22 protein-coding genes and 1 pseudogene are annotated in these 21,426 nt (G+C 71.6%); 14 read left to right on the top strand and 9 right to left on the bottom strand.

Annotated features, from left to right (window positions below; genetic code table 11):
* The first annotated feature begins 7 nt into the window (after positions 1-7).
* Together ABD858_RS01925 and ABD858_RS01920 are read left to right on the top strand one after the other, a co-directional pair.
* Positions 8-664 (top strand): aspartate/glutamate racemase family protein, encoded by a 657-nt coding sequence (locus ABD858_RS01925; protein WP_345034062.1) that lies wholly within the window; start codon positions 8-10, stop codon positions 662-664.
* Positions 665-980: 316 nt separating this feature from the next.
* The gene (locus ABD858_RS01920; protein WP_345034060.1) at positions 981-2,099 is read left to right on the top strand and encodes a transglycosylase family protein; all 1,119 of its coding nucleotides are present in this window, start codon (positions 981-983) and stop codon (positions 2,097-2,099) included.
* Here the strand turns inward: ABD858_RS01920 and ABD858_RS01915 are convergent.
* Positions 2,069-3,028, bottom strand: a complete 960-nt coding sequence (locus ABD858_RS01915; protein ID WP_345034058.1) for a DMT family transporter — start codon at positions 3,026-3,028, stop codon at positions 2,069-2,071. The genes ABD858_RS01920 and ABD858_RS01915 overlap by 31 nt on opposite strands.
* Before the next feature lie 285 nt (positions 3,029-3,313).
* Between ABD858_RS01915 and ABD858_RS01910 the strand changes: the two genes are divergently transcribed.
* Positions 3,314-4,024: a (2Fe-2S)-binding protein gene (locus ABD858_RS01910; RefSeq protein ID WP_345034056.1), complete on the top strand. Its 711-nt coding sequence runs from the start codon at positions 3,314-3,316 to the stop codon at positions 4,022-4,024.
* A 4-nt stretch (positions 4,025-4,028) separates the two neighbouring features.
* Here ABD858_RS01910 and ABD858_RS01905 read toward each other — a convergent pair whose 3' ends face one another.
* Positions 4,029-4,490, bottom strand: coding sequence for a hypothetical protein (locus tag ABD858_RS01905; RefSeq protein WP_345034055.1), 462 nt, complete (start codon positions 4,488-4,490; stop codon positions 4,029-4,031).
* A complete protein-coding gene (locus tag ABD858_RS01900; RefSeq protein WP_345034054.1) occupies positions 4,487-5,017 on the bottom strand; it encodes a potassium channel family protein in 531 nt (176 codons plus the stop codon). The genes ABD858_RS01905 and ABD858_RS01900 overlap by 4 nt, the downstream gene beginning before the upstream one ends.
* Positions 5,018-5,210: 193 nt before the next feature.
* Between ABD858_RS01900 and ABD858_RS01895 the strand changes: the two genes are divergently transcribed.
* Complete coding sequence (locus tag ABD858_RS01895; protein WP_345034053.1) at positions 5,211-6,677, top strand: SDR family NAD(P)-dependent oxidoreductase; 1,467 nt, start codon at positions 5,211-5,213, stop codon at positions 6,675-6,677.
* 1 nt (position 6,678) lies between these two features.
* Here ABD858_RS01895 and ABD858_RS01890 read toward each other — a convergent pair whose 3' ends face one another.
* Positions 6,679-7,233 (bottom strand): HD domain-containing protein, encoded by a 555-nt coding sequence (locus tag ABD858_RS01890; protein WP_345034051.1) that lies wholly within the window; start codon positions 7,231-7,233, stop codon positions 6,679-6,681.
* Positions 7,234-7,583: 350 nt separating this feature from the next.
* Here ABD858_RS01890 and ABD858_RS01885 point away from each other — a divergent pair, with 350 nt between their 5' ends.
* The gene (locus ABD858_RS01885; protein WP_345045074.1) at positions 7,584-7,742 is read left to right on the top strand and encodes a hypothetical protein; all 159 of its coding nucleotides are present in this window, start codon (positions 7,584-7,586) and stop codon (positions 7,740-7,742) included.
* A gap of 51 nt (positions 7,743-7,793) precedes the next feature.
* Here ABD858_RS01885 and ABD858_RS01880 read toward each other — a convergent pair whose 3' ends face one another.
* Positions 7,794-9,233 carry a lipase maturation factor family protein gene (locus tag ABD858_RS01880; protein ID WP_345034050.1) on the bottom strand — a complete coding sequence of 480 codons (1,440 nt, stop codon included), beginning with the start codon at positions 9,231-9,233 and terminating at the stop codon, positions 7,794-7,796.
* Between the two features lie 208 nt (positions 9,234-9,441).
* Here ABD858_RS01880 and ABD858_RS01875 point away from each other — a divergent pair, with 208 nt between their 5' ends.
* From ABD858_RS01875 to ABD858_RS01840, 8 genes and pseudogenes are all read left to right on the top strand, one after another.
* Entirely contained in the window at positions 9,442-10,671 is a 1,230-nt protein-coding gene (locus ABD858_RS01875; RefSeq protein ID WP_345034049.1) for a DUF6777 domain-containing protein, read from the top strand.
* Between the two features lie 185 nt (positions 10,672-10,856).
* Positions 10,857-11,054 (top strand): annotated as a pseudogene (locus tag ABD858_RS01870) (ATP-binding protein); the annotation flags it as partial.
* Between the two features lie 104 nt (positions 11,055-11,158).
* Positions 11,159-12,499, top strand: coding sequence for a wax ester/triacylglycerol synthase family O-acyltransferase (locus ABD858_RS01865; protein WP_345034047.1), 1,341 nt, complete (start codon positions 11,159-11,161; stop codon positions 12,497-12,499).
* Positions 12,500-12,552: 53 nt separating this feature from the next.
* Positions 12,553-13,413 carry an Fpg/Nei family DNA glycosylase gene (locus tag ABD858_RS01860; RefSeq protein WP_345034045.1) on the top strand — a complete coding sequence of 287 codons (861 nt, stop codon included), beginning with the start codon at positions 12,553-12,555 and terminating at the stop codon, positions 13,411-13,413.
* Positions 13,414-13,498: 85 nt separating this feature from the next.
* Positions 13,499-14,254, top strand: coding sequence for a LytR/AlgR family response regulator transcription factor (locus ABD858_RS01855; RefSeq protein ID WP_345034043.1), 756 nt, complete (start codon positions 13,499-13,501; stop codon positions 14,252-14,254).
* Positions 14,255-14,299: 45 nt separating this feature from the next.
* Positions 14,300-14,662 (top strand): hypothetical protein, encoded by a 363-nt coding sequence (locus ABD858_RS01850; RefSeq protein ID WP_345034042.1) that lies wholly within the window; start codon positions 14,300-14,302, stop codon positions 14,660-14,662.
* Positions 14,659-16,335, top strand: a complete 1,677-nt coding sequence (locus ABD858_RS01845) for a sodium/solute symporter (RefSeq protein WP_345034041.1) — start codon at positions 14,659-14,661, stop codon at positions 16,333-16,335. Before ABD858_RS01850 ends, ABD858_RS01845 begins: the two co-directional genes overlap by 4 nt.
* A complete protein-coding gene (locus ABD858_RS01840) occupies positions 16,332-17,531 on the top strand; it encodes a sensor histidine kinase (RefSeq protein WP_345034039.1) in 1,200 nt (399 codons plus the stop codon). The genes ABD858_RS01845 and ABD858_RS01840 overlap by 4 nt, the downstream gene beginning before the upstream one ends.
* A gap of 7 nt (positions 17,532-17,538) precedes the next feature.
* On the opposite strand, the gene ABD858_RS01835 is transcribed toward ABD858_RS01840, so the two are convergent.
* From ABD858_RS01835 to ABD858_RS01825, 3 genes are all read right to left on the bottom strand, one after another.
* Positions 17,539-17,835 (bottom strand): hypothetical protein, encoded by a 297-nt coding sequence (locus ABD858_RS01835; RefSeq protein WP_345034038.1) that lies wholly within the window; start codon positions 17,833-17,835, stop codon positions 17,539-17,541.
* A gap of 96 nt (positions 17,836-17,931) precedes the next feature.
* A complete protein-coding gene (locus ABD858_RS01830; RefSeq protein ID WP_345034036.1) occupies positions 17,932-18,438 on the bottom strand; it encodes a hypothetical protein in 507 nt (168 codons plus the stop codon).
* A gap of 106 nt (positions 18,439-18,544) precedes the next feature.
* Positions 18,545-19,108: a sigma-70 family RNA polymerase sigma factor gene (locus ABD858_RS01825; protein WP_345034033.1), complete on the bottom strand. Its 564-nt coding sequence runs from the start codon at positions 19,106-19,108 to the stop codon at positions 18,545-18,547.
* 288 nt (positions 19,109-19,396) lie between these two features.
* On the opposite strand from ABD858_RS01825, the gene ABD858_RS01820 reads away from it, so the two are divergent.
* A complete protein-coding gene (locus ABD858_RS01820) occupies positions 19,397-20,245 on the top strand; it encodes a polysaccharide deacetylase family protein (protein WP_345034031.1) in 849 nt (282 codons plus the stop codon).
* 320 nt (positions 20,246-20,565) lie between these two features.
* Here the strand turns inward: ABD858_RS01820 and ABD858_RS01815 are convergent, their stop codons facing one another.
* Positions 20,566-21,216, bottom strand: a complete 651-nt coding sequence (locus tag ABD858_RS01815) for a class F sortase (RefSeq protein ID WP_345034029.1) — start codon at positions 21,214-21,216, stop codon at positions 20,566-20,568.
* Between the last annotated feature and the right edge of the window lie 210 nt (positions 21,217-21,426).

The raw sequence follows: 21,426 nt of genomic DNA, 5'->3' as shown, positions 1-21,426 counted from the left end.
GCACCGCATGCTCGCGCTGCTGCACACCTCGCCGGTCCATGTGCCCGTCTTCGACGCGCTGCGAGACCGTGATCATCCGGGACTCGCGCTGCGTCATCTGGTGCACGAGGGACTGCTCGACCGGGCCCGTGAGGCCGGCCCGGAGGCGGTGGCCGCAGAGCTGCGTGTGCTGCTCGGTGAGGCCGTGGCCGAGGGCGCGACCGCGGTGCTGTGCACCTGCTCGACGATCGGCGCGGTGGCGGAGGCGAGCGGCGCGGCGCTGGGGGTTCCCGTGCTGCGGGTCGACCGTCCGATGGCGGCGGCCGCCGTGGCCGTCGCACCGGACCGCCTCGCGGTACGGATCGCGGTCGTCGCCGCGGTGGAGAGCACTCTGGGGCCGACGGCCGCGCTGATCACCGAGGAGGCCGAACGCCTCGGCCGTACGGTCGAGTTGCGGAGCCTGTGCGTCGAAGGGGCTTGGGCACGCTTCGAGAGCGGTGACCGCGACGGCTATGTCGACGCCGTGGCCGCCGCCGTCGACGTGATCGCCGGGGCGGATGCCGTCGTCCTGGCGCAGGCGTCGATGGCGGACGCCGCCCACCGCACCCGTACCGCTGTTCCGGTGCTCTCCAGCCCGCGCCCGGGCCTGAGCGCCGCCGTGGCGGCGCTCAGGCCGGAGCACTGATCCGTCGCGCCCGAATGGGCGCGACGAATGTGCGCGTACCTGCGCGGGGCCACAAGCTCGGACCATGACCCGCCCGCCCATTCCGCCCACTCCGCCGCTGCCGGGGCCCGGTCCCGGGCCCGGACCCGTTCCGCCCCCGCCTCCGCCGCCCGGGCCGGAACCCGAACCGATCCCCACGCCGCCGCCCCCGGAGCCGCCGCCCGAGCCGGAGCCCCAGCCGGGGCCGTTCGAGGAGTGACGCCGCGGCCCGGAGCCCTCTTGTCATGGCCCGTAGGCACCAACTAGCTTGGCGGGTCCTGACGTTCAAGGGGGACCCATGGCCGACCGCGGGCGCCACCGCCGGTACCAGCCGAGCCGTATCAACCGGGCGTCACTCGCCGTCACCGCGGGCGGTGCGGGCATGGCCCTGCCGCTGATCGCCCCGGGGTCCGCGGACGCGGCGCCGGTGGACGTCTGGGACAAGGTCGCGGCCTGCGAGTCGACGAACGACTGGAACACCAATACCGGCAACGGCTATTACGGCGGACTCCAGTTCAGCCAGTCCACCTGGGAGGCCTACGGGGGTAGGGCCTACGCACCCCGCGCCGATCTGGCGACCAAGGGCCAGCAGATCGCCGTCGCGGAGAAGGTCCTGGACGGGCAGGGCCCGGGCGCCTGGCCCACCTGCTCGGTCCGCGCGGGCCTCACCCGGGGCGGCGACGCACCCGGTAACACCCCGGGCAGTACGCCCGAGCCGAAGAACGCCGGGGCCGCGACGACGGTCCCCGGCCCGCGCGAGAGCTACACCGTCGTCGGCGGCGACACTCTCTCCCGTATCGCCGAAAGCCGTCGGGTACGGGGCGGGTGGCAGCGGCTGTACGCCGCGAACCGCGCGGTCATCGGCGACGATCCCGATCTGATCGTTCCCGGCCAGCGGCTCCGGCTCGACGCGTCTGCCCGCCCGCGCCCCGCCCGGGCCGAGCCCCAGGCCCAGCCGAAGCCGAAGCCCACGACGAAGCAGGTACGGCACAACACCGAGGTCAGGGCGGCCTCCGCGCTCTCGGCGCCCGTCGACGCGACGCCCAGCACCCCCTACCGCAGGGCCGGTTCGGCCTGGGCCAGCGGCTACCACACGGGTGTCGACTTCCCGGTCGCCACGGGCACCTCCGTCAAGGCTGTCGCCGCGGGCACGGTCGTCTCGGCCGGCTGGGCCGGGGCGTACGGGTACCAGGTCGTCATCCGGCACACCGATGGCAGATACAGCCAGTACGCCCACCTTTCCGCATACAGCGTGCGCGAAGGCCAGAAGGTCAACAGCGGTCAGCGGATCGCCCGCTCGGGTTCCACCGGCAACAGCACCGGTCCGCACCTCCACTTCGAGGTGCGGACCGGAACCGAATACGGCACGGACATCGATCCGCTGGGCTACCTCAGGGCGGGCGGCGTCACGTTCTGACCGGGCTGCGCGGCGCAGCCGGACACCTGAAGTGCGTCGGCCGCCCCGGTCCGCTGCTCCGGAACGCCGGACAGCGGCAGCGGCTCCGGACGCGCCGGCGCGGTGGTGCCCGGACGTTCCGTCGTCAGCAGAATCAGCCCGCCCGCGGCGACCGCGCCGCAGCCGAGCGCCAGCACCCTACCCGCCACGCCGTACCGGAAGTGCTCCCCGAAGAGCGTGATCCCGACGGCGGCGGCGGCCACCGGATTGACCACCGTCACCGTCGCCAGCGGGGCCGCGAGTCCCGCACCCCGGTAGGACGCCTGGGAGAGCAGCAGCCCGGAGGCCGCGAGAGCGGCGATCACCAACAGCGTCGGCAGCCCGCGCAAGGAGGCGCTCCAGGACCAGTCCGCCGCCACCGTCTTGGTGAACACCGAAGCCATGCCGAAGGCGACCCCCGCGCCGGCAGCCAGCACCACACCCCTGACTGCTCGTTCGCGCACCCGACGCGCGGTCAGGAACAGCGCGGCCACGCCCGTGAAGGTCACCGCGGCAAGGATGGTGCGCGCCGGGCCGCTCAACGAATCCCTGTCCGCGCCGCCGGTCAGCGCCAGCAGCCCGGCCAGACCGGCCGTGGCCATGACCGCACCACGCCACGCGGTGGTACCGGCGCGGCGCCGGACCAGAAGGGCGGCCATCGGCAGGGCGAAGACGATGGTCAGCGCGCCCAGCGGCTGGACCAGGCTCAGTGGCCCGTACGCCAGGGCGACGACATGGAGCACCGCGCCGAGTCCGTTGAGCAGCACGGCGCCCCACCACCCGGCGTGCCGCATCGGCGCGTACGGGCGATCGGGGGCGGCCGCGGCCACGCGCTCCTGGACGATCGCCGCGGCGGCGTAGGCGACCGCGGAGACCAGGGACAACAGCACGGACAGCGCGAGGGCACTCATGGGTCCACGATGTCCTGTCCGACCCGTCACGTCGTCGTTCTTGAGCAGGCAATGGGTCGTACTGCCGATGGAGTACGCCCCTACGCCGGAAGTCTTGTTCCGGGCCTCCGCCACCCCCGGAACGGGTGACAGGTCTCCCCCTTCGGTCTCGGGGTCGAAGCATGCCCCCGCCACCGCGGCGCCCGTCGGCGGGGGCGGGGCGTCACCGTGTCATCGTTACGGTGTGCGTGGTGCGGACTCGCCGCACTTCGGGCAGGACACCACGCGTGGGTGACGAGGGGGATCGTGGACGACAGGGCAGAGCCGGCAGCGGCACCGGGCGGTTTCTTCGCCCTGCGGACGGACCCGCCGGGCGGCGGCTCCCATGTCCCGCTCGCCGAGGTGTACACGGGACGCTCGGCGGCGCTCCGCGCACGCATCGACACGGTCGCCGCCCGGCTGCGCACGGACGAGCGCAGGGTCGCCGCCTCCCTCGCCTACCAGGGGCTCGCCTCCCGGCTCTGGTCGGTCGCGCTGGCCCCTGCCGCGCTGCACGGGATACTGCCCGGTCTCGCGCCCGCAGTGCTGCGCTGGGATCCCGCCGCGGCCGCGCCGGACGATCTGTGGACGGAGGGTCCCGCGGCCGGCGAGGCCACCGTGGAGGGGATCCGGGAGGCGGTGCAGTACGCCCATCTCGCCCCGCTCGCCCAGGCGATGCGCCGCGAATGCCGTGTCTCACCCCGGCTGCTGTGGGGCGACGCCGGATCCGCCCTCGCCGGAGCCGTCCGCGAACTCGACCGCTGGGCCCGCGTCCACGGCCGTCCGGAGGCGGCCCGCAGGGCCCGTGAGCTGGGCGCCGGCCTCTTCGCACACCCCGATCTCTCGGACGGCACCCTGAACGGCACGGCCTTCCGCCGCGCCGGCTGCTGCCTCTACTACCGCGTCCCCGGCGGAGGGCTCTGCGGAGACTGCGTCTTCGCCGCTCCGGGCCGGTCCGCGCCGTCGCGCAAGAGCTGATCCCTCACCCGAACGGCTCCGCAAATGGCGGCGGCAGCGGAGCCCGGGCAGGAGGTTCAAATCGTACGGTCGAACCGGACAGGGAGAAGACGATGACCTCCCGGGCTGACATGAACAGCGCTGATCCGAACAGCAATGACCATGCGATGGCCGGCCCGGCCGAACGGATCCGGCACTGTCGGGCCGTACGCAAGCGGCTGTCCCGTTCCTCGCACGGCCAGTGGATCGCGGCTGTCGACCGGCCCGACCCGCTGGATGTGCAGCGGCGCCAGGCCACCACCCGGGAACCGGAGCCGGTGTCGATCCGCCATGGCCGGGCGGCGCCGATGTCTTCGCCCGCGCCGTCGCCGATTTCGCCATGCTCCACGCGGACGGGATACTGTCGGACCACGCCGTCCTCCTCGCCGCTGTCGCCCCCCGGCAGATCGACGCCGAGACGGATGCGTGACGCGCGAAGCGCGGTCACCGCGGGCCGGTACGCCTCAGCCGCTTGTCGAGCCGGCTGCGCACCTTCCGGCTGAGCGAGGTCGCCGCGGCGGTCAGGAAGACGAAGTTGTAGACGATCTGCAGGATGACCAGCACCCGAGCGGTCTGGCCCTGGGCGGTGATGTCTCCGTACCCCACCGTCGCGAGTGTCACCACGGTGAAGTACAGCGCGTCGAGCCGGGTGTGCAGCCCCGAGAACTGACCCGGCTCTTTGGCCAGGCCGTAGTACCCGGCGGAGAAGACGAGCACCGACAGGCACACCAACAGGAGGATCACGATTCCCGGATGGGTGCCCTCGCGGTCCGTCACGACATACCAGATCTGAACCAGCAGCAGTACGGCGATCAGCGTGAGGGCCAGGATGAGGACGGTCCAGCTGAGCACCGGCCGCTGCGGCCCGAACCAGTTCAGCGGCAGCAGGAAGTAGGCGGCCACCATCGAGGCCACCGTGATTCCCAGGACGCTCCAGGCCCATACCGGCGCCGGTCCGGCGGCTGTCTTCCGCACGTTTCCGAGCATCCGGCGGCAGGCCCGGGTCCACCAGCCCGGGTCGGCCGAACGGGGGGCGGACGCGCACCGGCCGGGCAGTGGCCGGCCCGCCGCCCGGACCGGGGGCCTGTGCGGCTCATGGCAAACTTGTCGGGGCGCGTTCGACACGGGGAACGCCGGCGTACGAGGGACACGAGGAAAAGCAGCGGCGATGACGGTGACACAGGAAAGCCAGGAGTACGGTCCCGGCATCGACCCCGAACGGCTGGCTGTCTGCCTGAGCGTGCTGGACGAGCTGGACCAGCTGGAGATCGACCACCCGGACGCGATCACGGTCCGGCGCGCCACCGCGGGCATCTACCGCACGGTGAAGCAGCGCCGCCGCCAGGAGCGCCGCGCCGCCAAGACCGCCCACGACAAGGCCGTCACCGAGGCCACTGCCACCGGCTCGGCCGACCGGATCGACGACGAGACGCAGGGGCTGCTGCCCTCCTCCTCGGCGAAGGGCGAGATCGCGGGCATACTTCAGCGACCCCGGTCCTGCTACACCTGCAAGACCCGGTACGTCGAGGTCGACGTCTTCTACCACCAGCTGTGCCAGGACTGCGCGGCCTTCAACAGGGACCGCCGCGACGCCCGTACGGACCTGACGGGCCGACGTGCGCTGCTGACCGGCGGCCGGGCCAAGATCGGCATGTACATCGCGCTGCGGCTGCTGCGTGACGGTGCGCACACCACGGTCACGACTCGCTTCCCCAAGGACGCCATCCGCCGCTTCAAGGCGATGCCGGACAGCGACGAGTGGATCCACCGCCTCAAGATCGTCGGCATAGACCTGCGTGACCCGGCGCAGGTCGTCGCGCTTGCCGACTCGGTGGCCGCCGAGGGGCCGCTGGACATTCTGATCAACAACGCCGCGCAGACGGTACGCCGCTCCCCGCGCGCCTACAGCGAGCTCGTCGCCGCCGAGTCGGCCCCGCTGCCCGCCGGCGAGCTGCCCGCGTCCGAGGTGTTCGGCGCCTTCGGCAGCGGCGCGGTGGACCCTGTGGCCGCGCTGCCGGCCGCCCGGGACGGCGAAGGGCTGACCGCCCAGGACGTGACAGAGCTCGCACTTGTCAGCGGCTCCGCCTCGCTCGCCAGGATCGAGGCGGGCACCGCCATCGACGCCGGTGGACTCGTGCCGGACCTGGACGCCACCAACACCTGGATCCAGACGGTCGAGGAGGTGGACCCGGTCGAGCTGCTCGAAGTCCAGCTGTGCAACTCCACCGCACCGTTCATCCTGATCAGCCGGCTGCGCCCGGCGATGGCGGCGGCGAAGGCCCACCGCAAGTACGTGGTGAATGTTTCGGCCATGGAGGGTGTTTTCAGCCGCGGTTACAAGGGAGCCGGTCACCCGCACACGAACATGGCCAAGGCCGCGCTGAACATGCTCACCCGCACCAGCGCCGAGGAGATGTTCGAGAGGGACTCGATCCTGATGACGGCCGTGGACACCGGCTGGATCACCGACGAGCGCCCGCACCCCGACAAGGTGCGGCTGGCCGAGGCCGGCTTCCATGCCCCGCTCGACCTGGTCGACGGCGCGGCCCGGGTCTACGACCCGATCGTGCGCGGTGAGGCGGGCGAGGACCTGTACGGCTGCTTCCTCAAGGACTACGTGTCCGCGAAGTGGTAGGTCAGCGGCGGGCGGCCATGCGGCGTACGCCCACCAGCTCCAGGACCGGCCGCCAGTCCTCCATGACGCCCGCGTCCAGGCCGATGACCTTTCCCGCGTCGTCGGCCTGCCGCAGCGTCACCGCAGCCTCCGCCAGCGGGTCGCGGGCGAACGCGGCTGCCTCCTCCCGGGACATCTCCCCGCCCTGCGCCCCCAGCGTCACCGCGCTGCGGGGCGAGAGGAGCCGTCCCGGCTCGACGGCCGCCAGATAGCGCTTCGCCGGGACATGCAGCTGTACGAGCCGGGCCACCCGCTCGCCGAGCAGTGGTCGCACGGCGTCCGCGGCGTGGTCCGCGTGTCCCACGTCATCGCCCGGACGCAGCAGATGCCCGAGGTCGTGTACGAGTCCCGCGACCTGGAGTTCCTTGTCGCTGGGGTGCAAGCGGCGCAGCAGATGCGCCGTCTGCAGGGCGTGATCGTGCAGGTCGACGGGGTCGCCACTGCGGTCGGGAGTGTCCCAGGCGCCGCGGCAGGCGTGCAGGAGGTCCATCAGTTCGTCGACGCTGCGCGGTCTCATGCGGTACTCCTCCCCGTGGTGTGATCGCCGCAATTCAGCAGATCATGGCCGGATAACGCCGCTCTGAACGGCGAGCGAAGGAAAGTTGACGCAAAGGAACCGGCCCCATCGAGCGCGACCCCGCTCATTTGGTTAGTCTGGTGCGGACGGACGGCCGACAAGGGGCTCACCAACCCTCTGGCATGTCCAGGGGCAGGCCCGCACCGAGGGCCGCGGTCCCGCCCGAACACCGGCGCCACCGCGTCCGAACGGCCAAGCCCATGAACCACCGGCGGCGGCGACCGGTCAGAGACCGTGGCGTCGTACGTCCGGAGTTACCCGACACAGAGGAGTGCGCGGTGACACCAGAAATGACGAAGCGCGAAGAAGGTCCGGCGGAACCCTGCGAACGGGCGGCCGAGCCGGAGAAGCTCGGCAACCTCGAGGTCTGGGCCAGATCGGCCCCGATCCGACTGGCCGGCTACGAGGAGGACCTCGCGGAGCCGCATATTCTGCCCGGTATCGACTGACCCGGACACTTCGCCCGTTGCCCCCGGCCCGACGGCCGGGGCAACGGCGCCTCACCTGCCGCGTTCTGTCCAGCCATACTCCTCCTCCTCGAGAGTGGTGGGTGGCAGGAAGTCCCGGATCGGCGTCCGGTGCCACCACGCCCCGGTCGACCGCAGTTCCTGCCAGGTGGAGAAGCGGTAGAGATAGAGCCGGGCCCGGACGTATCTGGGCGGCTTGTCCGGGAACGGATTGTGGGCCAGCAGCCGCAGCGTGTCCCGGTCGTTCACCAGCAGCCGCTCGACGAACTGCCCGAACCAGGCGCGGGCGTAGGCGGGGGAGAGTGCCGCGAACCACATGAGCCAGTCGAGCCGCAGATGGTACGGGGCGTACTGGCGCGGCAGCCGGTGCGGATCACCCGGCTTTCCCTTGAAGCCGTATTCCCGCCATTTTCCGTCCCGGTGCGGCACCTCCTCGTCCGTGCCCTCGACCACCACCTCCTGACGGACCCGGCTCACCGTGCCGAACGCACCGTAGGTGTTGACCAGGTGGAGCGGGTCGAAGGAGCGGTTCATCACCTGGCTGCGCGAGAGCAGATTGCGTACGGGCTGGTAGCTGCGCCAGAGCACGAACACGGTCAGGGTGACGACCACGGCCTCGTACCAGACGGGCGCGGCCGGGAGCGCGGGCGGTGAGGCGATCAGCGAGCCGTCCACCGCCGACAGGGCCAGCAGGATCGTCACCCAGTTCAGCCAGGCGAAATTGCCGGAGATCACCAGCCAGAACTGGGTGAAGGCGATCGCCAGGGCCGCTCCGGTCGCGATCGGCTGAGGGGTGAACAGCAGGATCGGCAGCAGAAGCTGCGCCACATGGTTGCACGCCACCTCCACCCGGTGCAGCGGCTTCGGCAGATGGTGGAAGAACCAGCTCAGCGGGCCCGGCATGGGCTGGGTCTCGTGGTGGAAGTAGAGACAGGTAAGTTTGCGCCAGCATGCGTCGCCGCGCAGTTTGATCAGTCCGGCGCCGAACTCCACACGGACCAGTACCCAGCGCAACAGCAGCAGCACCAGCAGCGGCGGGGCCGTATGGTCGTTGCCGAGGAAGATCGCGAGGAAGCCCACCTCGAGCAGCAGCGATTCCCAGCCGAAGGCGTACCAGGTCTGGCCGACGTTGACGATCGACAGATACAGCGCCCAGGGCAGCGCCCACAGCAGCATCGCCCCCCACAGCGGCAGAAGGCCGTCCGCGCCCGCGATCAGTGCCAGGGCGAGCGTCACGCCGGTCCACGAGCAGAGCGCGAAGAACCGGTCGGAGTAGTGCGCCTGGAACAGGCTCGGCGCCCGCCGCCATGGCACGTACCGGACGTAGTCGGGGACCGGGAGCATGCCACGCTCGCCGATGAGCGCTTTGAACTGGAGGGCCGCGGAGAGGAAACCGACCAGATACAGCGCGGCGAGGCCCCGCTGGAAGACCAGCCGGCTCAGCCAGTAGTCGGGTGCGACGAACCACTCCATCTGTGGGCGCTCCTCGGACGCCGGTATCGCCCTACGTCCAGTATCGGCTCCGCCTCGACCTGCCGCTGCCCCCTGCCGTCGTCCCACGGGCAGGGCGAACCACCCGTGCGAGTCAATCCGGCTTGCGGGGTGGTACGGGATACGGCAGACAGTAAGCAGCAGTCCGGACGGCAAGGAGCAATTCAGGTCGTACAGGCGGGAGATCTTCGTGCGCTCACCCCTCCGAAGACAGGCTTTCCCGGCCGCCGTCCTGGCGGCCGGGATCCTGGCCGCGGGCCTGACGGGCTGCGGCGGCGGCGAGCGCGCCTCGGGCCCGCAGGAGATCGTTCTTCAGCCCCTCGCCGAGCAGGGCCCCGATCCCTTCACCGAATCCACAGCCGTCGCGCCCCTGCCCGCGCCGCCTGTACCCACACCCACGGTGACCACGCCCGCGAGCCCCGCCGCCAAGGGCATCAACCGTACGGGCATCAGTACGCAGCTGCGCACCATCTCCGGGTCGGTGGCCGGGCTGTACGGCGGGACCCGCTCGCGGTCGAGCTGCGATGTGGAACGCCAGGTGCGCCTGCTCACCGCGGACCCCGTCAAGGCCGGGGTGTTCGCCAAGGCCGCCGGCGTCGACCGGCACAGCATCCCGGCCTTCCTGCGCGGGCTCACCCCCGTCCTGCTGCGGGCCGACACACGGTTCACCAGCAGCGGATACCGCGACGGAGCCGCGAAGACCTTCCAGTCCCTGCTCCAGGCGGGCACGCCCGTTCTCGTCGACAGCCACGGCGCCCCGCGGTTGCGCTGCACCTGCGGCAATCCGCTGCGCCCGCCGGATGCCACCCGTGCCGGGGCGGTGCACAAGGGTGTGCGATGGGCCGGGTACCGGCCCGAGCGGGCGGTCGTCATCGTTCCCGCGGTACACACGATCGATTCCCTGATCATCGTGAACATCGCGACCAACACCTGGATCGAGCGGAAGACCGGTGACACGGGGGCGCGGGACAGAACTCCGCGGGTCATGCCGCCGCACGACCCCGGCGACGACATCACAGGACCGCTCAGCCCGAGCTCGCCGAGCCCGCAGCCCGACACCTCGCTGCCCGAACTGCCCCAACTGCCCGACAGTCGGCAGCCACGTGGCGCCACTCCCGACAGCCCTCTGCCGGAGAGCGCCGGCCGGGGGACCAGCCTGCCCGAACCGTCGACCCCCGAGGCTCCCCGTCCGGACGGCCCCGCCCCGGACGGTCTCGAGCCCTTCGCGCCCGACGACGGCGGCACCGCACCGGACATCACGCAGTGTCCGCCCGGCGGGACCGGCTCGTCCGACCTCTGGCCCGGCTGTCCGGACCTGTCGGAGACCGAGGATCCGGGCAGTGGCCTGCCGCCTGGACCGGACGACGGTTTCGAGGCGGCCGGTGCGGCAGTCCCACCGGCCGTGAAATCGGGGGAATGATGACAGAAGTGGCCACATGGCTGATCGGGTATCCGGCAGCCTGTCGCTCCAGGAGGGCCGGCCCGCACACCCGGATCTGAGCCTCGTCCTCAATCGCATGGGCTGCTTCGACTGGGACCTCGACAGCGGGCTGCTGCACATGGACCGGACCGGCCTCGAGGTGTTCGACCGGTCAGGGCGGGGTACGGCTGCGGGTCGAGGCCAACGACGGCTCCAGCGCGCTGCCCAGGCGTCGCGAGGCGGGGGAGTCGGGCGTCTCGGGCCGCGGGCTGATGCTCGTGGACCGGCCGGATGGTGTATGGGGTGTGGATCCGCGGGGCAGCGGAAAATCCGTGTGGTGTGAGTTCATCATCCCGGAACGTCATCGGATGAACGAAACGTGACAGTAACCATACGTGACGTGTTAGCTCTTGACCGTAACCATTCGATGGCGCTTGACTTCGGTCTCCACCCCCCGCTTCTGATGGTCCGACAGAGTGGTGATCCCTTGAGCACGGAACTGCTGGCCCCCCTGGACCTCGCGTTCTGGCACCTCGAATCCGACGCACACCCCATGCATCTCGGTGCGCTCGCCGTCTTCGATCCCTCCCCGGACCTCGGCGGAGAGCAGATCCTGGACCTCCTGGCCGACCGCGCCGCCGACATCCCCCGGCTGAGGATGCGGGTACGGGACGTCTGGCTGCCGGTCGGTGGCGCCGCCTGGGTCACCCACAAGGAATTCGACGTACGGCGCCATGTGCGCCATGTCCGGCTCGGCGCCGGCAACTTCGCGGGCCGCGCCGTGGACCTCGCCGGCGAGCTGATGGAACGGCCGCTCCGACGCGGACGGCCACCCTGGGAGATGTACGTCCTGACCGGTGCCCCCGAGGAGCCCTTCGCCGTCCTGGTGAAGCTGCACCACGCGCTGGCGGACGGGATGCGGGCCGTCGCCATCGGTGCGGGCATCCTCGACCAGATGGCCGACAGCCGGGCCGGCGGCAGCCGTCGCCATCGCCCTGTCGCCTCCAAGTCCTGGCTGCCGGGCCCGGGCCAGGTCGCGGACCTGGCCAAGGGCCGGGTGGAGGAACTCGGCCGGGCGCTGGGCATCGGTGCCTCCGTCATGCGGGCCAGCAGACTGGAACTGGGCGCCTCCTCCGCCCTCGCCGCGAGCTCCAGCGGCACCCGCCGCCTCGCCACCGCCGTGCTCGACCTGGAGGACGTCCAGCGTGTCCGCCGCGCCTCGGGCGGCACCGCCAACGACGTCCTGCTCGCGCTGACCGCGGGTGCGCTGCGACGCTGGATGCTCGAACGCGGCGACCGCCTCCCCGGCGCGGACCCGCGCGCCCTCGTCCCGGTGTCCCGCCGCCGCCCCGGCAGCCCGCCCGGCTCCGGAAACAAGCTCTCCGCGTACCTGCTGGGCCTGCCCGTCTCCGAGGACGATCCCGAGGCGCGCCTGCAGGCCGTCCGTACCGCGATGGACCGCAACAAGAGCGCCGGCCCGGCCCGCGGAGCCGGCGCCGTGGCCGTGCTGGCCGACCAGCTCCCCTCCCTGGCCCACCGCTTCGGCGCCCCCCTGGCCGGCAACGCGGCCCGGATGCTCTTCGACATCCTCGTCACCAGCGTTCCCCTGCCGCGCTCCGCGCTGTCGTTCGGCGGCCGCCCGCTGCGCGAGATCTATCCCATGGCCCCGCTGGCCCGCGGACAGTCGCTCGCGGTGGCCCTGTCGACGTACGGCGGCCGGGTGCACGTAGGACTGGTCGCCGACGGCAGGGCGGTGCCCGACGCGGACCGGCTGGCGGACTGCATGGGGGAGGAGCTGCACGATCTGCTCAAGGTCATCGGGCCCTGATCCGGTCCCGGCCCGCGGAGGACATCCCGCTCCGCCCGGGGCACGCTGGAAGCATGCCGGAGCTGCCGGAGGTCGAAGCACTCGGAGAGTTCCTGACCGATCACCTGGTCGGTCAGGAGATCGCCCGTATGCTGCCCGTCGCGGTCAGTGTGCTCAAGACGTACGACCCGCCCGTCACCGCCCTGGAGGGCCGCACCGTCACGGCCGTGGCCCGGCACGGGAAGTTCCTCGACATCGCGGCGGGCGGACTCCACCTGGTCGTCCATCTCGCCAGGGCGGGCTGGCTCCAGTGGCGGGACCAGCTGCCGGACGGTCTGCCGCGGCCGGGCAAGGGCCCACTCGCGCTGCGGGTGGCCCTCGTCGACGGCCAGGGCTTCGACCTCACCGAGGCGGGCACCCACAAGGGACTCGCCGTGTACGTCGTGCACCGGCCGGGTGAGGTGCCGGGCATCGCCCGGCTCGGCCCCGACCCGCTGGCCGCGGACTTCGGCCGGGACGACCTCGCGGCCCTGCTCTCCGGGGAGCGGCGCCGGCTGAAAAGTGCGCTGCGCGACCAGAGTCTCATCGCGGGCATCGGCAACGCGTACAGCGACGAGATCCTGCACGCCGCGAGGATGTCCCCGTTCAAACCGGTCGCCCGGCTGACCGATGACGAGATCACCACGCTGTACCAGGCCATGCGCGACACGCTGACCGCGGCCGTGACACGGTCCCACGGCCTTGCCGCCGGGCAGCTGAAGGCGGAGAAGAAGATCGGCCTGCGCGTGCACGGCCGCACCGGTCAGCCGTGCCCGGTGTGCGGCGACACCATCCGGGAGGTCTCGTTCAGCGATTCGTCGCTGCAGTACTGCCCCACCTGCCAGACCGGCGGAGAACCGCTGGCCGACCGGAGGATGTCCCGGCTGCTGAAGTAGGCCCTGTCCGGCCGGTCAGGACCTCGCCGCCGACCCGGACTCCGGACGGGCTTGAGTTGCCGCCCGGATCGTCGAAGATGACCGCATGCTGCGTGTACTTGCCGTCGACGACGAAGAACCGGCCCTCGGGGAACTGCTCTATCTGCTGCGCCGTGACCCCCGGATACGCACGGCGGAAGGTGCCACCAGCGCCACCGAGGCACTGCGCCGCATCGGCGCGGCCCTGGAGGCGGCCCCGGGCGACGATTCCGGGATCGACGTCGTCTTCCTCGACATCCACATGGCCGGGCTCACCGGACTCGACATCGCCCGGCTGCTCGCGGGTTTCGCAGCACCTCCGCTGATCGTCTTCGTCACTGCCCACGAGGGGTTCGCCGTCCAGGCCTTCGACCTGAAGGCGGTCGACTACGTCCTCAAACCCGTCCGCAGGGAACGGCTCGCCGAGGCCGTACGACGCGTCGCCGAACTCGTCGGCGGCCGCGCTCCCTCGCCCGCGGCGGCCCCCGGCACCGACCAGATCCCCGTCGAACTGGGCGGAGTGACACGGTTCCTGGCCGTCCAGGACATCGCCTATGCCGAGGCCCAGGGCGACTACGCCCGGCTGCACACCGACACCGGCAGCCATCTGGTCCGTATCCCGCTCTCCACGCTGGAGGAGCGATGGCGCGCCCACGGCTTCGTACGCATCCACCGCAGCCATCTTGTCGCCCTCGCCCGCATCGATGAACTCCGGCTGGACGCGGGCAGCACGAGCGTGCGCGTCGGCGACGCCGAACTCCCGGTCAGCCGGCGGCACGCCAGGACGCTGCGCGATCTGCTGATGCGCCGGTCCACTCGCTGACCAGGGCCTTCCCCGTCCGGCATGGTGCTGCGTAGACTCCGGGCCGTGTCCGCCGATCAGTCACCGCAACGCGAGGTCGTGACGGGCGAGCCACGGCGGGTACGGCCGCTGCCCCGCTACCGCGCGCAGTCGGAGATCGACGAGCAGACCGCGCTCGGCGGTGCCTATGTGCGGTCCCTGATGCGCGGCCAGCTGCGCGCCGGACTCACCGCCTTCGCCGCCGTCGTCCTTGTCGTCGCCACGCTCCCGGTCGCCTTTCTCGCCCTGCGCAGCACCACTGTCGTCTGGGTGGTGCTGGGCTTCGCCGCCTACCCGCCGCTGCCGCTGATCGCCTGGTGGTACGTCCGCCGGGCCGAGCGCAACGAGCGGGACTTCGCACGTCTCGTGGAAGGCCGCCCCGCACCGTGAGCCAGGGCTATGCGGTGGCCGCGGTCGCCGTCGTCTTCCTCGCCACCGTCCTCGTCGGCGGCTTCGGGCTGCGCATCTCCCGCACCACCTCCGACTTCTACGTGGCCTCACGCACCGTGCGGCCCGCCCTCAACGCCGCCGCCATCAGCGGCGAGTACCTCTCCGCGGCCTCCTTCCTCGGCATCGCGGGCCTGGTGCTGGTCGACGGCCCCGACATGCTCTGGTACCCCGTCGGCTACACCGCGGGCCATCTCGTGCTGCTGCTCTTCGTCGCCGCCCCGCTGCGCCGCTCCGGCGCGTACACCCTGCCCGACTTCGCCGAGGGCAGGCTCGAATCCCGGCGGCTGCGCAGGCTGGTGAGCGTGCTCGTGGTCGGTGCCGGCTGGCTCTATCTCGTACCGCAGCTCCAGGGCGCGGGCCTGACGCTCGACATCCTGACCGGTGCGCCGGGCTGGCTGGGGTCCGTGCTGGTCGCCGTCGTGGTGGTGCTCGCGGTGGCCGCCGGCGGCATGCGCAGCATCACCTTCGTCCAGGCCTTCCAGTACTGGCTGAAGCTCACCGCGCTGCTGGTGCCGGCGCTGTTCCTGGTGCTCGCCTGGCAGGGAGACGGACGGCCGAAGGCCGCCTTCGACGAACCGGTCGCGCTGCGCGAGCAGCGCACGGTACGGATCGCGGAACCGCTCGAACTCCGGCTCGCCGCCCCGCTCGACGCGACCGTCACCGGCACGGTGGACGGCCGCCGCCACGACGACTCCCCGGTCCGGCTCGCCGCGGGAACCCACCGCATCGGGGCGGACACCCGGCTCACCCTCACCCGAGGCACCGGAATACCTGCCACGACCCGCCGTGCCGAGCATCCGATGTACGCCACCTACGGACTGATCGTGGCCACCTTCCTCGGCACCATGGGCCTGCCTCATGTCGTGGTGCGCTTCTACACCAGCCCCGACGGCCGCGCCGCGCGCCGCACGACCGTCGTCGTCCTCGCACTGATCGGCGCGTTCTATCTGCTGCCGCCCGTCTACGGCGCACTGGGCAGGCTGTACGCCCCCGAACTCACCCTCACCGCCGAAGCCGACGCCGCGGTGCTGCTGCTCCCGGAGCGGATGATCGGCGGCCTCCCGGGTGATTTGCTCGGCGCACTGGTGGCGGGCGGCGCCTTCGCCGCCTTCCTGTCCACCGCGTCGGGCCTCACCCTGGCGGTCGCCGGGGTGCTCACCCAGGACGTGCTGCCGTCCCGCGGGGTACGGCACTTCCGGCTGGCCACCGCGCTCGCCATGGCCGTACCGCTGGCCGGCGCCCTGGGAATACGCGCGGTGCCGGTCGCCGACGCCGTGGGCATGGCCTTCGCCGTGTCCGCCTCGTCGTTCTGTCCGCTGCTGGTCCTCGGCATCTGGTGGCGTCGGATGACCCCGCCGGGTGCGGCGGCCGGGCTGCTGCTCGGCGGCGGCTCGGCGTTGGTCGCGGTCGCCGTCACGGTGAGCGGCGCGGTGCGGCCGGGGGTGCTGCGCACCCTGCTGGCCTGGCCCGCCCTGTGGTCCGTACCGGTGGGCTTCCTCGCCATGATCCTGGTGTCGCTGGCCACACCCGACAGGATTCCGCCCGGCACCAATGCCGCCATGGCGCGTTTTCATCTGCCGGAGGCGCTCACCCGGTCCGGGAGGAACGCATGATGTACGCACTGCTGCTGTCGTCGGTGCCGCTGCTGCTGGCCGCCGGTTTCCTGCTCGGCCGCCGCACCGTCCGGGCGGCTCGCCCCAGCGATGTCGGCACACCCGTCGAACACGCCACCTTCGAGACACTGCACACCGCCTCGCTGGCCGCGCCTCCGCTGCGTTCCGGGCTGACCGAGGACAGCGCCCGCAAGGCGGCCCGCCGGCTGCGTTCGCTGCTCGGCACGAACGCGCTGTGCCTGACCGACCGGGAGCGGGTGCTCGTCTGGGACGGGGTGGGGGAGCATCACGCCGGACAGGTCCTCGGCCAGGTCGGCGGGCTGCTGGAGACCGGACGGGACAAGGCGTTCGTGCCCGGCTGCGAGGATCTCGACTGTCCGCTGCGCTGGGCGGTGGCGGCCCCGCTGACGGTCGACAACCGGGTGCTGGGCACCCTGGTGGCGTACGCCCCGCGCGAGTCGGCGGTACTGGCCCGGGCCGTCGGCGAAGTGGCGCGCTGGGTCTCCGTGCAACTGGAGCTCGCCGAGCTCGACCGCTCCCGCACCCGGCTGATCGAGGCTGAGATCAAGGCGCTGCGCGCCCAGATCTCCCCGCACTTCATCTTCAATTCGCTGGCCGCGATCGCGTCGTTCGTCCGCACCGATCCGGAGCAGGCGCGTGAACTCCTGCTGGAGTTCGCCGACTTCACCCGCTACTCCTTCCGCAGGCACGGCGACTTCACCACGCTCGCCGATGAACTGCACTCCATCGACCAGTACTTGGCACTGGTACGCGCCCGTTTCGGCGAACGTCTCTCGGTGACCCTCCAGGTGGCGCCCGAAGTACTGCCGGTCGCGCTGCCGTTCCTGTGCCTCCAGCCGCTGGTCGAGAACGCCGTCAAGCACGGCCTGGAGGGCGCGGTCAGCAGCAGCCGTATCACCATCTGCGCGCTCGACGCGGGCAACGAGGCGGAAGTGGTGATCGAGGACGACGGCGTCGGCATGGAACCGGACCGGCTGCGGCGGATCCTGCGCGGCGAGGGCGGCGCGGGCACCGGTATCGGGCTGCTCAATGTGGACGAACGGCTGCGTCAGGTGTACGGCGACGAGTACGGCCTCGTCATCGAGACCGGCGTCGGGGCCGGTATGAAGATCACGGTACGGGTGCCCAAGTACCGTGCGGGCGTGCACTCCTCACCCGTATCGCCTGCGCACTGATCAGGACCTACGCGGTCACGAGGTTGAAGGAGCTCAGGACCCGCGGCTCGACGTCCGGGAAACCGACCTCGCGCAGGTACGGTGCGAGGATCTCCGCGAACCGGTGGAAGTCCTCGATGGAATCCCAGACGTCCGCCACGAACCATCCGTCGCCGGTGGGCCCCGCGACATGCGCGCGGAGCCCGGCCACGGGCCAGTCGTGGGGGCTGTGGACCAGGCCGCGGCCATTCGTCAGCTTGTTGCAGATCTGCTCGTACTGAGCCTGGGTGCCACCCGGGGCATCCATCACCACGATGATCGCCACGATCCGCTCGCTCTCGGTCGAGGAGGATTCCTGCTCCCCAGTCGACCAGCCCGCCCTGTGAGGTGCACGGCCGAAGCCGCCATCCGTAGGCGGACCTCAGAACAGATGGATGGAGAGATGACCGAGCGGCAGGCCCAGCTGCCAGGCCGGCGTCCAGATCCGCGGTTCGTCCTCGGTGCCGCCCCGCACGTCCGCCGCGGCCGGGCCGACCGCGTTGAGGTCGGCCGCCAGGAGCTCGGTCTCCTCCAGCCACCGCCAGGCCGCCCGGGCCAGAGGCAGGTCGGGATCGTGCCCGCCCGCCTCGAAGTCCTCCGCGTCCAGTCCGTTCAGCTGTTCGCACACCCATTCGTGCCAGGGCCGGCCGTCCGCGGTGAGGGAAAGCCACTCGTCGAGCCGGGCCGGCAGCCGGGCACCGTCCACCGGACCGTCGGAGAGGAAGACGGTCAGCGCCAGGGCGTTCCGCCCGGCCCGGAACTCCAGTGTCGTCGGCGGCATCAGGTCGCCGGTGCGCAGCAGTTCGTCGGCGATGTACTCGGCGTACAGCCAAGCCATGGGCACCAGCAGTTCGTCACCACTGGTCCCGTTGGTACCCTCCGGACGCATCCGTCTCGCCTCTTCCGTTTTCCGTACGCGCTCTCGGCAGCATTGAACCCGCGACGCCCGCCCCGCGTGGCCGGAAGGACAGGATCCGTCACTTGTACCGAGGAACCTACGCCGCCTGTGCTCCGGCGTAGCCGGGCAGGGCACGGCCGAGCGCACGCAGCGCGTAGTGCGAACGGGATTTGACCGTGCCGGGTGGGATGCCGAGCACCTCGGCGGCCTCGTTCACGCCGAGCCCGCGGAAGTAGATCTGTACCAGGACCGCCTGGTGCTCGGCGCTCAGGGAACGTACGGCCGCGCGGACGTCGATGGCGGCGGCCGAGCTCTCGGTGTGGTCCCCGGTGGACGGGGTGGCCGCCAGTACGCCGTCACTGACCTCCGCGGGCCGGGCCTGCCTCGACCTGCGGGCATCGATGGCGAGCCGCCGGCCCACGGTGAACAGCCAGGGGCGCATCGACTCGTACGGGCCGCCGAACGCCTCGGGATGCTGCCAGGCACGTACCAGTGTCTCCTGGAGCAGGTCCTCGGCCCGCTGCCGGTCACCGAACGTCAGACCGAGCAGGAAGTGGAAGAGCGCGGGGCCGTGCACCCGCTGCAGTTCGGCCAGTTCCTGTTCTTCAGTGCGCTGTCCCGTCGGCGCTGATGACGTGATCGCTGTGCTTGCCGTGGTCACCGTGAACGTCCTTTCCCGGGCGGTTCGCTGCCCGCAGGCACGTATGGGAGCGCAAACGGGCTCGCAGGGACAGTCGGCGTACGGAAGTGTGCGACGAACGGTCGAACGGAGCGGTGAGCGGTGCGGTGAACGGTCGCCGGAGCCGTTCAACCGGCGCAGCGCATGGGCACCGGGATGCCGAAAGGCAGCCCGCGCCGGACGGCCGGCAACGCCGCTGAACGGGTGTTTTCCGCCGGGCGGCCGGTGTCGCTGAGGCCGTGGAGGGTTCCACGATGCGCGTCATACCTCATGAAAAAGCATCAGAGCCATGTCGGGCGGCGGACGATGCTGCGCGCCGTCGGCTGTCTCGGAGCCGGCGCCGTCCTCCGGCTGATGACCCTGGAGGGGGACGGGACACCCGCCTCCCGGCCCGTGCAACCATCTTCCGCCCCCGTGGCCGGCGCGCCGGCCGGGCGGCCGCCCTCCGCCGCCGCGTACCGGCTCCAGCCCATGACGTCGTACGCGCCCGAGCGCTACCGGCCCCCGCTGCCGCCCGTACGGACAAGACCCATCCTGGCGATGCCGGAGCTCGGCCGTGCCATGGTGCTCACCTTCGACGACGGGCCCGATCCCCGCTACACCCCGGAGATCCTGCGCATCCTGCGCGAACACGAGGTGCGGGCGATGTTCCTGGTCTGCGGTGGAAGGGCCACCGAACACCCGGACCTGCTGCGCGAGATGGCCGACGACGGCCATGTCGTCGGCAACCACTCCTGGTCCCATGCCCGGATCTATCAGCTGCCCCGGCCCGCGGTCCGTGACGAACTGGGCCGCACCAGCGAGGCCATCGAGCGGATGGTCGGCGTGCCGCCGCAGTGGTACCGCGCTCCCTACGGAGCCTGGAACCGGATCTCCTTCGAGGTCGGCGCGGAGCTGGGCATGGAGCCGCTCGGCTGGAACCTTGACAGCAGCGACTGGCGGGATCCCGGCGTCCCCACCATCCTCGGCAGGGTACGGGCCGGGGCGAGCCCGGGTGCCGTGGTGCTCCAGCACGACTACGGTGGCGCCCGCTGGCAGAGCGTGACGGCACTGCGCACGTATCTGCCGGAGCTGCTGACCGAGGGCTATCGGATCACCGTGCCGCCGGTGCGCCGCTGAGGAGGCCCAGGGGGTGTCCGGCGGATCATGCCGGATCGGCGAGCGCCCGCCGCGGAGCGGCTGGTGCGCATGCGGCTTCGGATCCAGGGCGGAGGAAGGCCCGCCACGGAGCCGCTGATGTCCACGCATGCGGGGGGCACCGCCGGGGGTACCCCCAGCGGTAGCCGGGGGAGGTAGCCGGGCGAGGTAGCACCTGGGGGGACATCGGCGACTGACGACAACGCCGATGGCGCCTCCCGTGCCCGAAGGGCTACGGGGGAGACGGAGTCGCAGGGTGTCGCGAGCCCGGCATGCTCCGCCGGGCACCCCCTGGCCTTCGTTCAGCGGGTGGCCGTGAGCCGGGCGAAGGCTACGACGTTCCCGTCGTAGCCTCCGGTCCGGGAGTACCCCCCGCCGCAGGTGATCACTCGCAGCTCCGGGTACCCGGTGTCTCCGTAGACCTGGGCGCCCGGGAAGTTGTTCTTGGCGAACACCTCGACACCGTAGACCTGGAAGACCGCGGTCGAACCGTCGAAGCGGGTCACCTCGATGTGGTTGCCTTTCTTCAGCGCGCCGAGTCCGTAGAAGACCGCCGGGCCCGCATTGTTGTCGACGTGACCGACGATCACCGCCGTACCGCTCTGCCCGGGGGATATGCCGTTCTGGTACCAGCCGGCCAGGTTGGGATCCTGCGCGGGCGGCGCCTCGATCCAGCCGTCGGCGTCGACCCCCACGTCCATCAGCGGGGCGTCGACCTTGATCGCGGGGATTCGGATCTTGGCGGCGGCGGAATAGGGAAGTGGCCGCACAGCGGCGGCCGAAGTCGACGGAGAGGGCAGGCCGGTGAGTCTGGCCGACGCGGCGGGCAGTGGAGGGCCGTCCGGTCCGCCCACCCCGTTCCGCATCATCGCAAGGCCGGTGAGCATGACGAGAGCCACGACGCCCCAGGGCTGGCGTCTCCTCGGCTCCAGTCCGCTGTAATCCCGGCGCATGGTTCTCCCTTCATCGCCTGTACGCACGCTAAGTGGGGGCGGTGGGGTCGGCGAGGACTGGCGGGCGAACGGGTGGCGGGTGCGGACTGTCTGCCCCCATCCGGGTAGCGCGCCCCGGCGATTCCTCTGACAGTCCGTGACCTGCGGCTCAGTCAACCAGGGAGGGGTTCCTCCGGCGTGTCGCTCACCAGTGTGGACCAGTACCGGAAT

Origin of the sequence: Streptomyces sannanensis (assembly GCF_039536205.1) — a bacterium.
GTDB classification, from domain to species: Bacteria; Actinomycetota; Actinomycetes; order Streptomycetales; family Streptomycetaceae; genus Streptomyces; species Streptomyces sannanensis.
Note: the sequence above shows the minus strand (reverse complement) of the source record. Positions and strands in the feature narration are given on the sequence as shown.

What these genes read in the sequence shown, in the direction of transcription:
- ABD858_RS01925 (WP_345034062.1), top strand. Translation starts at nt 8, where the DNA reads ATGCTCGCGCTGCTGCACACCTCGCCGGTCCATGTGCCCGTCTTCGAC.
- ABD858_RS01920 (WP_345034060.1), top strand. Translation starts at nt 981, where the DNA reads ATGGCCGACCGCGGGCGCCACCGCCGGTACCAGCCGAGCCGTATCAAC.
- ABD858_RS01915 (WP_345034058.1), bottom strand. Translation starts at nt 3,028, where the DNA reads ATGAGTGCCCTCGCGCTGTCCGTGCTGTTGTCCCTGGTCTCCGCGGTC.
- ABD858_RS01895 (WP_345034053.1), top strand. Translation starts at nt 5,211, where the DNA reads ATGACGGTGACACAGGAAAGCCAGGAGTACGGTCCCGGCATCGACCCC.
- ABD858_RS01890 (WP_345034051.1), bottom strand. Translation starts at nt 7,233, where the DNA reads ATGAGACCGCGCAGCGTCGACGAACTGATGGACCTCCTGCACGCCTGC.
- ABD858_RS01885 (WP_345045074.1), top strand. Translation starts at nt 7,584, where the DNA reads ATGACGAAGCGCGAAGAAGGTCCGGCGGAACCCTGCGAACGGGCGGCC.
- ABD858_RS01880 (WP_345034050.1), bottom strand. Translation starts at nt 9,233, where the DNA reads ATGGAGTGGTTCGTCGCACCCGACTACTGGCTGAGCCGGCTGGTCTTC.
- ABD858_RS01860 (WP_345034045.1), top strand. Translation starts at nt 12,553, where the DNA reads ATGCCGGAGCTGCCGGAGGTCGAAGCACTCGGAGAGTTCCTGACCGAT.
- ABD858_RS01855 (WP_345034043.1), top strand. Translation starts at nt 13,499, where the DNA reads ATGCTGCGTGTACTTGCCGTCGACGACGAAGAACCGGCCCTCGGGGAA.
- ABD858_RS01840 (WP_345034039.1), top strand. Translation starts at nt 16,332, where the DNA reads ATGATGTACGCACTGCTGCTGTCGTCGGTGCCGCTGCTGCTGGCCGCC.
- ABD858_RS01830 (WP_345034036.1), bottom strand. Translation starts at nt 18,438, where the DNA reads ATGCGTCCGGAGGGTACCAACGGGACCAGTGGTGACGAACTGCTGGTG.
- ABD858_RS01820 (WP_345034031.1), top strand. Translation starts at nt 19,397, where the DNA reads ATGAAAAAGCATCAGAGCCATGTCGGGCGGCGGACGATGCTGCGCGCC.
- ABD858_RS01815 (WP_345034029.1), bottom strand. Translation starts at nt 21,216, where the DNA reads ATGCGCCGGGATTACAGCGGACTGGAGCCGAGGAGACGCCAGCCCTGG.